The sequence below is a fragment of the Roseovarius sp. MBR-78 genome (genome assembly GCF_040547535.1).
Classification (GTDB): Bacteria; Pseudomonadota; Alphaproteobacteria; order Rhodobacterales; family Rhodobacteraceae; genus Roseovarius.
This window is the reverse complement of sequence record NZ_JBEPPX010000050.1, coordinates 1-9,610: the sequence shown is the minus strand read 5'-3', so window position 1 is coordinate 9,610 and position 9,610 is coordinate 1. Positions and strand designations below refer to the sequence as shown.

9 protein-coding genes and 1 pseudogene are annotated in these 9,610 nt (G+C 63.7%); all 10 read right to left on the bottom strand.

Going from position 1 to position 9,610, the window contains the following annotated elements:
- Positions 1-209 (bottom strand): RNA polymerase sigma factor (locus ABIE58_RS19580; RefSeq protein ID WP_354546311.1); only part of this gene is annotated, 209 nt, incomplete at its 3' end.
- 170 nt (positions 210-379) lie between these two features.
- On the bottom strand, positions 380-748 hold the full coding sequence (locus tag ABIE58_RS19575) for a cytochrome c biogenesis protein CcdA (RefSeq protein ID WP_354546310.1): 369 nt from the start codon (positions 746-748) through the stop codon (positions 380-382).
- A 259-nt stretch (positions 749-1,007) separates the two neighbouring features.
- Positions 1,008-1,703, bottom strand: coding sequence for a recombinase zinc ribbon domain-containing protein (locus tag ABIE58_RS19570; protein ID WP_354546312.1), 696 nt, complete (start codon positions 1,701-1,703; stop codon positions 1,008-1,010).
- Between the two features lie 150 nt (positions 1,704-1,853).
- Positions 1,854-2,507 (bottom strand): annotated as a pseudogene (locus ABIE58_RS19565) (recombinase family protein); the annotation flags it as partial.
- Entirely contained in the window at positions 2,462-2,671 is a 210-nt protein-coding gene (locus ABIE58_RS19560; RefSeq protein ID WP_354546309.1) for a hypothetical protein, read from the bottom strand. The pseudogene ABIE58_RS19565 and the gene ABIE58_RS19560, both read right to left, overlap by 46 nt.
- A complete protein-coding gene (locus tag ABIE58_RS19555) occupies positions 2,668-3,054 on the bottom strand; it encodes an HVO_A0114 family putative DNA-binding protein (RefSeq protein WP_354546308.1) in 387 nt (128 codons plus the stop codon). The genes ABIE58_RS19560 and ABIE58_RS19555 overlap by 4 nt, the downstream gene beginning before the upstream one ends.
- Positions 3,051-3,389 carry a hypothetical protein gene (locus ABIE58_RS19550; protein ID WP_354546307.1) on the bottom strand — a complete coding sequence of 113 codons (339 nt, stop codon included), beginning with the start codon at positions 3,387-3,389 and terminating at the stop codon, positions 3,051-3,053. Before ABIE58_RS19550 ends, ABIE58_RS19555 begins: the two co-directional genes overlap by 4 nt.
- Before the next feature lie 532 nt (positions 3,390-3,921).
- Positions 3,922-4,224, bottom strand: coding sequence for a hypothetical protein (locus ABIE58_RS19545; protein ID WP_354546306.1), 303 nt, complete (start codon positions 4,222-4,224; stop codon positions 3,922-3,924).
- A gap of 85 nt (positions 4,225-4,309) precedes the next feature.
- Positions 4,310-4,546 (bottom strand): hypothetical protein, encoded by a 237-nt coding sequence (locus ABIE58_RS19540; RefSeq protein WP_354546305.1) that lies wholly within the window; start codon positions 4,544-4,546, stop codon positions 4,310-4,312.
- A gap of 86 nt (positions 4,547-4,632) precedes the next feature.
- Positions 4,633-9,610 (bottom strand): beta strand repeat-containing protein (locus ABIE58_RS19535; protein WP_354546304.1); only part of this gene is annotated, 4,978 nt, incomplete at its 5' end.

Genomic DNA, 9,610 nt, shown 5'->3' with positions numbered 1-9,610 from the left:
GATCGGCCCTCGAAGCCCGCGATATTCTCCAGCACCGCAACCCATGTTTCCTGAACGATTTCCTCGGCGGTGGCCTGATTTTTGACGACCCCCGCGCAAAGCCGCAACATCGCGCCGTTATGCCTGCGATAGACGCGCTCGAATGTGGCACTGTCCGCAACGGCCAGAAGGGCAATGATCTCGTGTTCGTCTTGCGCCTGTCCTGACATGCCTCGCCCCGGTTATCGCGCTGCAGCCATGAAGGATGCAGAGCTCTTTGGCAACAGGGGCGCAATCGACCGCGCAAAAGGCGAGGGTGTTTGCGCCATTGCCCACGGCAAGTGTCTCGCCGCCCGAAACCGGGCGGCAGGGATGTGTCAGAACCTGGTAGTGACGGCGATCAGCCATTGGGCGCGATATCGAGCATGGCCGCTTCGATCGTTCTGTCGAACCCGGTCAGAAGCATCATCCCCACGGCAAGCAACGCCGCCCCGAAGATCGGCTTTGCATAGCGCGCCGCTGCCTGAAGGCTCTGTTTGCGTCCGACCAGCGCCTTGCGCGAGCCATAGGCGAAGGCAAGAATAGAGGTTGCAACGCCAAGACCGAAACCAAGGAAGATGCCGAACGCCCCGGCCAGATTCTCGCCCTGGCTCGCCGCGGCGATCGCCACCACCAGCGTTGGCCCGACACAGGGCGCCCAGACCAGCCCGAGCAGCACGCCGATGCTGAACTGCCCGCCAAGACCGTCCCCCGACACGCGGTCCAGCATCCGGTTGCCGCGTAACAGCGATCCTTAGAACCGCTGACGATCAAGGGCCGCAATGGCGAGATTGAGGCAATTTCATTCTAGACCGGTTGAAGCGCGCGATTGAAAAGCATTTACCCAAGATCACACGCAGCAGCTCAGTTCAGGTAGCTTACGACGGTAGCACCCTCCCGCAACCAACTTACTTTAAAAAAGTTGTGCTACACTTTTTGCTACACAAACAGTCGCACATAAAATTACTAAGTAATTGATTATTAATAATTTATACTGCTATTGATAATGTTTTTGGCTTACTGTCTCTCCGCCACTTCAGTCCGCCTCTGGGCACGCCAATCGCCGCCGATTGCCAGACTTGGCCGCCCGCAAGCGTCCTTAGCAGTTCCGTTTTCGATCCCATGATGCGGATTGCGTCGTCGGCGACCTCGACACGCTGCGCCAGGGTGCGCAGATGATCCCGCCGATTGCCACCCTCACGGTCGCGGATACGGTCGCGGGCGATCTGCGAGAATTGCCAGATCGTCGCTGGGCTGACGGCGCTGTGACCGGGGCTGTCGAGGAGCGCCTGCGCCCGGTCGGCGTCGGCCCGCGCCTGATCGCGGATGACCTTGAGGCCGGCGATGCGTTCGGTCAGCGCCGGATCGTCCAGATCGGCCACACCCGCCTCGATGGCGTCATAGAGACGCTTGAGTTGCAAGTCCGATTCAGCGGCCCGCCGCTGCAATTCGGCGATGTGCTGGCGGCGTCGCTCTACCTGATCCGAGCGACGGCCGAGAACGCTGCCAAGCAGTTTTTCCAGCCGGTCGGGATCGAGCAGGCGTTCCTCGATATGGCCGGCAACCATGGTGTCGAGCTTGTCCATGGGGATGGCGCGACCCTTGCAGCCGGTCGCGCCCTGTCGTGCCCGGATCGAACAGGCGTAATAGCGGTAGCGGCCACTCTTGCCGGTGCGGATGGTCATGGCCCCGCCGCAGTTGCCGCAATAGCAGATACCGGTCAGAAGCGTAGGACCGATCACGACGCGGGCAGGTAGTTCGGTCTTGGGGTTGCGGGCCTGTAGCAGCTTCTGCACCGCCTCGAAGGTTTCGCGGTCGATGATCGACGGGACCGGGACGACGACGATTTCATCGGAGTCCTTGTCCGACTTGTTCTTCCTGCTCTTACCCCATTGATGCTTGCCCATACAGGTGCGCCGGGTCCGAATGCGGTGAACCTGGCCAATGCCCCAGCGACCGCCGTCGCGGATGAAGATGCCCTTGCCGTTCAGATGCTTGACGATGGCCTTGACGCCCATCTGGCCGGAATCGCCTTCGCCTTCGAGCGCAAGGCGATAGATCGGCCGGATGGTGTCGGCGTGCAGCGGGTCGATTTCCAGCTTCTTCTTGACCTTCGCGCCGCGCTGTTCCGCGGCAACGGTACGATAGCCAATAGGAGGAAGCGAGCCGTTCCAGAACCCTTGCCGCGCGTTCTCCTTCAAGGCCCGGCTCACATGCTTGGCGTTTTCCTTGGACTGGTATTCGTCGAATAGCGCCATGATCTGCCGCATCATGACGTGCATGGGATCGTCGCCCATCTCCTGCGTGATGGAAACGAGGCGAATGCCGTTCTTCGCGAGCTTCCTGACGTAGAACTCCAGGTCGAAGTGATCGCGGAAGAAGCGCGAGAAACTGTGGACCACGACAATATCGAAGGGCGCGGGCTTGGACGTTCCCGCCTCGATCATGCGCTGAAACTCGGGGCGGCGGTCGTTGGTAGTCGACGCTCCGGCTTCGACGAGGGTCTCGACAAGCTGATAGCCCCTCGCTTCGCACCAGGCTTCGCCTGCCGCTTCTGGTCCGGGATCGACACGTCATGCTCGGCCTGTCGGTTGGTGGAAACACGCAGGTAGAGTGCGGCCCGCAGGGCGACATTGGGATTATGGACGTTCATTCGCCGGCTCCTTTCCTGCGAGGCTCGATCAGCGGCAAGACCAGTTCCACCCGGTCATGAATGACCTTGGGAACTCGCTTGAGACCCTTGCCCTTTTCCATGCGGACGAGGCCGAAGCTCTCCATCTTCTTGAGCGTACGTGAGACGTTGGGCGTGGCGCGGCCGGTGAGTTGGGCCAGCTCTTCCAGAGAGTCGGGTTTCTGCTCATGGATGACGCGCAGCAATTCCCGATTGCCTGCCGACAAAAGCCCGGCGAACGATTCCGTGGTTGCGAACCAGACGGTTGGATCGCTGGGCTTAGCCTTTTCCTCGCCCTTGGCGATCCGAAGGGTGCGGGCTTTCATTTCTTCGGGGTCGGCGACCCCGATTTTCAGCGTCGTCATGGCAGTTTCCGTCGTTCACGTCGCGGCTTTTCATTATCATCACGAAATAATATTTTTAAGTCATCGGGCAGTTCGAGCGAGCCGAACAGATCATCGAACACATCCGCGAACCGGCGCTCGAACACCTGAATCTCGGCCTCGGTGATCGGCACGTCCTCGGGCCAGTCGTCGATGACCGGCAGCCGCTCGACATCGAACAGATGAGGCGGGCGCCTGCGCGGTGGGCTCACGCGCGGTGGTGGATCGTCGTCGTAGTCGTAGAGATCGTCAGGGAGCGTTTTGGGGGCTGGCTGGCGTGGGCGGCCCCTGCTGCTGTGGCGGCGTTTCGTGGACATGGAATCCTCCGTAGTTCGCGAGATGTTCCGGGTGGCTGGAAGTCCTCGAAGTAAGCGGAGCATGGAGGGGGATCGGCGGCCTGTAGCGTGCCGCATTTACACTGCTGCACTGGCGGCACCCTACGCATCGGCGGTAATAGGCCAACGCTATGGTGACGAGGATTATTCGAGGATCGTTCCGCCGCCGCGTTCCCAGACCATCGCCCAGAACTGCTGGCTCCAATTGGTCTCGTGTCCGTCAAGGTAGCGCGACTACCAAGCGCAAGTCCCAGCCGCGCCATCAGACCGGCGAATTCAGCGTCGCAAGGGTTCGCGCAGCCTGCCAAATCCGACCGAGGGCATAGGAAAGCAGAGCGTGGACCAGTGTGATGCGCGTTGCCTTCCGGGCATCATACGCGCGGGGTCGCATCTCGATGATGGCATGGGCGTTCGCGTTCAGATCACCGGCGTCTTGCAAGTGATGAAATCGAACTTGCCATTGCGCAAGGCCACGACCGTAGTGCGCATAAGGTTGGACCGCGCCGGCAAATTCTCACATGAACGTGGACCAAGGCTCGTTCCAACGCCCCGTTCCGTATCGCGGCCAAACGTGCGCTTGCAGCCATGCCCGCAGCTTGCCAGCCGTAAGTTCATCCGCTTCCCATTTGAGCAACGCCGCTTCGGCGTCGGGATGGCCGCACATGCCCAGTTCGACAACACCGATTGCCTCAACGCATTGACATGTTAGTGCGAGCGCGTTGGCGTGCATTCCATCGCGGTTCGCCTGGTTCGCCAGAAGAAGCGTGTCGAGGATGAACCAGTGGGCCAGCATGGCTGTTCCATCCCTGATGATCACATTTCCCCCCGGCGATCTGCCCATTTCATGGCAAGATCGGTGCTGGGAGAACTCCGAGACAGGGGACGACCATGCTGATCCATCTTCACAAGCAGGCCACGACGACACCCAAGGTGCGGGCGGCGATCCAGGAGACAACTGGTCCGAATTTCCGCGACCACCTCTCACCCCCGGCAATCGCATAAACCAAACCAACACCCTTATTGCTCCGCTGAAAAGACAGCAGGGCGAAAGCGATCGGTAAATCCGCGTTGCAGCAGAAAACCAGCTCGTCACGCAGAGGTCTTTTCGTGCGCAGGGCGAGATCAAGATTGGTCGCCACCCGTTTTGCTGGCCCCTCAAAAAGATACGGCGCGCCCCTTATGGAGGCACGCCGCATGGAAAGCGGGCAGTTACGTGGCGGCGCGCCTATCCCTCGAGAGCCGGTGCCAATATATCGCCCAGAAGCACGCCCGAGAGTTGCAGAGATGCCCCGTCGGCGATCGGTCCGGTGTCGATACCGGTCTGATACGAGACGGTGTCGGCATCTATCCCGCTCAGATCCTGCTCGTCGTCGAGGAACACCCAGCGCGGCGCGTTCGGTGTCTCCAGCCCGACGGCAAAGCGCAGGATATCGAGCGCATCGGCAACGGTAACCGCCTCGTTCTGATCCACATCCGCGGCGATAAAGGTCTTCGCGTCGGCGGCACCGAAACTTGGCGTCAGGTTCACCGCGAGCCGCAGCGCGTTGAGCGCGTCGGATACGTCGATCGTGCCATCGCCTGTCTCGAAATCGCGTACCGCATCCACGCGGCCCTCGCCGGTCGAAGACCCGAGCCGGACGTTGTAGCTCCCCGCCGTGCCCGCCGCCTGCCCGAGGATCGGCACGCCACCGGCGGAGAAGTTCACCACCGCGCCGCCGATGCCATTGTCGCCCTCGTCGGTGAGGCTGACATCGAGCGTCACGCGGGTATCGCCCGCCGCCAGCGTCCCGGCAGAGCCGGTATTTGCCGGCGTGGGCGCGGTCTCGGTCGAGGACGACTCGATGAACGTGGTGTCGCCGGTCAACAGGACATCCTGAACCGCGTTCTCGAAGGCGAGCGTGCCGGGGGTCAGACCTGCCTCCTCCACCGCCGTGCGCGCATCAGCGACCTGCTGATCCGTCGCGCCTGCCGTGGGGTCGCCTGCGGGCGCGGTGGGATCATAGAACCCCGCCAACGTCTCGTCCGCGTCATAGGTAAAGAGGCTCTGGTCGTCGGTCGTCACCCGCCAGTCATCGCGGAACCCGCCATACAGGTCTTCAAACGCCAGCGGGCGCTCCAGAACGTCGCCATTCGCGCGCGCGATATCGTTATCGGGGTTGCCGTCGCCATCGCCCAGAAGCCCCTCGACCTGCCCGGCCATATCGGTGCTGATCTGCAGGCCGACATCCACGAAACCGTCGCGCACAATGACGCTCATCCGCGCATCGCCATCGCCAACGGTTTCATTCGCCCCGGCAAAGACGAGCGTGTAGGTGTCGCCCTGGCGGAAGACCCGGTCCGCGCCCACGTCGATGGAGGCGCCATCATCAAGGGCCGTGGCCACGCCGCCGATCGAGAGCGGGCTGGCATCGGTCGCGTCGATCATCACCGCCGTGCCGTTCGCGGCCCGCGCCGCGATGGCAACGTTGGCCGAGACATTGGGCACGGTTGCGCCGGTGCTGTTGACAACAGGCCCCATCCGCGACTGGATCTCGAACGCGTCGAAGCTGCCATCAGACGTGCCGCGCAGCAGCACGAATTCGCCGATGGCGTGGAAATCATAGCCCACCCCGTCGAGCGTCAAAAGGTGCGGATCGCCCACCGTCCAGGCAATCGGCGTCGGCGGCGACGGCGGGGGGGGAACAGCGGCCCCGGGCACCTGCACATTGGCTACGGCAAGGTCGGCACGGCTCAAGCCAGAGAAGAGGATCGAGCTTGATCCGAAGTTGACCAAAGTATCGGTTCCTTGATCGGTCGCCCCGGCCATCGCCGCGTCCACCTGCGCCTGCGTCAGCCCCGCCACGCGCACTATCAGCGTCTCGGTGGCGGCGTCGAAATCGCCGATGGTGTCGTTGCCGCCCACGTGCACGAATGTATCGGTGCCGCCACGGCCGTCGATGCGGTTTTCGTTGGTATCGCCCGCCAGCGTGTCGGCACTGTTGGAGCCGCGCACCCATTCGATATTGCTGATCGTGTCGGTGAAGGCCACCCCGTCCCAGCTGCCGGTGGCCGTTCCCGCCGCGAGATCGACGCTGACGTCGCTCACGCCCGGGCGGTCATAGCGCAGCCGGTCGAACCCGTCGCCGCCGTCGATGGTGTCGTCGCCGCCCCGCGCGATGAAGCTTTCATCCGCCGCGCCGCCGGTGATCACATCGGCATTGGCGGTGCCGCGCACCTCCCACACATTGCTTGTGCCGGTGATCGTCTCGGCATTGCCGAACCCGTCATCGGCGATCGCACCGGTGGCGAGGTTCACCTGCGCCCCGCCGGTCGCGCCGGTGAACGCGAAATCGAGCCGCACCAGCCCGGCACCGTTGATCTCGTAGCTGTCCGCGCCGTCGCCGCCGCGCACCTGCATCCACTGGTCTGCACCGGGCGCAAGGGTAAAGCTGTCGGCGCCCGAGGTGCCGATCACACCCAGCCCGCCATTACCAAAGCCCGCGAAGAGCGGTTGCGCGATGCCCTCAAGCGTGTCGGTTCCGTTCGCGCCCTTGTCCACCGTGCCGGTATTGCCTGCCCCGTCGATGGTCACGGTGATGCCACTGTCCAGCGCGCCGTAGCCAAGCGTCACGAAGCCGTCGGTTCCGTCATTGCCCGACATGTCGATCGTGTCATTGCCCGCGGAGCCTTCCACGAAATCGCCGTTCAGCGAGGCGTTTCCGGTGGTGATCAGGTCGTCGCCCGCCGTGCCTACGAGGTTGTCATCGCCGTCCGTGCCGTTGATCGGATTGGCTCCGCCGGGGGCCTCGAACCGCGCGTCGATCCCGGCCAGATCGGCCGCGCTGCGCCCGGCGAAGGTGACCGTGCTGCCGCCGAAGCTCACCTGCGCGCCGCCCGCAGCATCGACCGCCGCCGCAATCGCCGCGTCCACCTGCGCCTGGTCAAGCCCCGCCACGCGCACGATCAGCGTCTCGGTCGTGGCGTCGAAATCGTCGATGGTGTCGTTGCCGCCCACGTGCACGAAGGTGTCGGTGCCGCCACGGCCGTCGAGGCGGTTGTCGTTGGTATCGCCCGCGATCACGTCAGTGCCGTTCGAGCCGCGCAGCCATTCAAAGCCCGTGAACGTGTCGGTGAAGGAGCCGCCGCCGTTCAGAGAGCCCGTCGACGTGCCCGCGCTCGCGTCGATATTGACCGAGGCGATGGGGGCAGAATCGTATCTCAACCTGTCAAAGCCCGCACCTCCATCGAGCGTGTTGTTGCCACCCCAAGAGCGGAAGGATTCGGCATTACCAGATCCGGTAAAGACATCATTGCCACCAGAGCCCAATACTTCCCAAAGCGGGGTATTGCCTTGGATCACCTCGGCATTGCCGAAGCCGTCATCGGCAATCACCCCGGTGGCAAGGTTCACATCGATCCCGTTGCCGTCGCGCATGTCGAGCCGGACAGCGCCGATTGGATCGAAGCCCGAGACGCGAGTGCTGGCGGGGCCGTTGAGAATGATGGTATCGGTGCCGTCGCCGGGGCGTATGCTCATCCATTGCTCGCCGTCGAGCGAGATATCGAACGTGTCATTGCCGCTTGTGCCGCGCACGCTCAGCCCGCCGTTCGTCCAGCCGGAAAAGAGCGGTGCCTCGACCGCGACCAGTGTGTCTGTTCCTGCCGCGCCCTTGTCCACGGTGCCGGTATTGGCCGCACCATCGATGGTGACCGCGATGGTGTTGCCGGTGCCGTTCAACGCCGCGTAACCGATCCCGACATAGCCGTCGGTGATACCGCTCATGTCGATGGTGTCATTGCCGGTCGAGCCGGTGACAAAGTCGAACCCGGTTTCGCCCCCGGCATTGTCGCCGGTGATGATCAGGTCATCACCGGGAGTGCCGACAAGGTCGTCGTTGCCATCCGTGCCGTTGATCGGGTTGGCTCCGCCTGGGGCTTCGAACTGCACGTCGGCCCCGGCCAGATCGGTCGCCGTCAGCCCTGCGAAGGTCACCGTGCTGCCGCCGAAAGTCACCCGCGCGCCCTCCGAGAACGAGCCCGACACATCTCCCGGCGCATCCGTGGCCGCAGCCATCGCCGCCTCCACCGCCGCCTGGTCGAGCCCGGCCACGCGCACGACGAGAGTGTCTTCGTCCGCGTTGAAATCCCCGATCGTGTCGTCGCCGCCCAGATGGACAAAGCTGTCGGCACCGCCGCGCCCCTCGTAGCGATTCCCGACCGTCGCCTCGCCGATGATCGTGTCATCCCCGTTCGAGCCGCGCAGCCGCTCGAAGCCCGAGATCGTGTCGGTGAACGTGCCGCCGTCGTCGAGCGTGCCCGACGCTATCCCGGCCGTAGCGTCAATATTGACCGAGGTGATCTGGAACGAGTCGTAGCGCAGCCGGTCAAAGCCCGCCCCGCCGTCGAGCGTGTCATTGCCGCCGGTCGGGCGGAAGGATTCCGCGTTGGCCGATCCGGTAAAGACATCGTTGCCCGCAGACCCGAAAACTTCCCACAGCGGGCCTGTGCCGCCGATGGTCTCGGTATTGCCGAAGCCGTCATCGATGATCTGGCCGGTCGACCGGCTGAGGTCAACGTTCAGTCCGTTGCCGTCGCTCATGTCGAGACGGACCTGGCCAATGGGATCACCACTATTCACGCGTGTCGCGCTGTTGGCGTTCACGATGATCGTGTCCACCCCGTCGCCGGGCCGGATGCTCATCCATTGCTCGCCCTCGGGAGAGACGTTGAACGTATCCGCGCCCGAGGTGCCAAGGATCGACAGCCCCCCCGTCGTCCAGCCCGCAAGGAGCGGCAACTCGACATTGGTGAACGTGTCGGTGCCAAGCCCTGCCTTGACCACGCTGGCGGTGTTGTCACCGCCATCCAGGGTGACATCGATCGTCGTGCCGATATTGCGGTAATCCACCCTGACGAACCCGCCCGGAGCAGGCGTGATGCCAGTGAAATCAATCGTGTCATTCCCGGCAGAGCCCACGACATCGTCATCGCCCGGATTGTCCCCGGTCGTGATCAGGTCGTCACCCGCCGTGCCGACAAGCACGTCGTCGCCGTCGGAACCGTTGATCGGGTTGGCCCCGCTCGGCGCGACGAACTGCACGTCGGCCCCGGCCAGATCGGTCGCCGTCAGCCCTGCGAAGGTCACCGTGCTGCCGCCGAAAGTCACCCGCGCGCCCTCCGAGAACGAGCCCGACACATCTCCCGGCGCATCCGTGGCCGCAGCC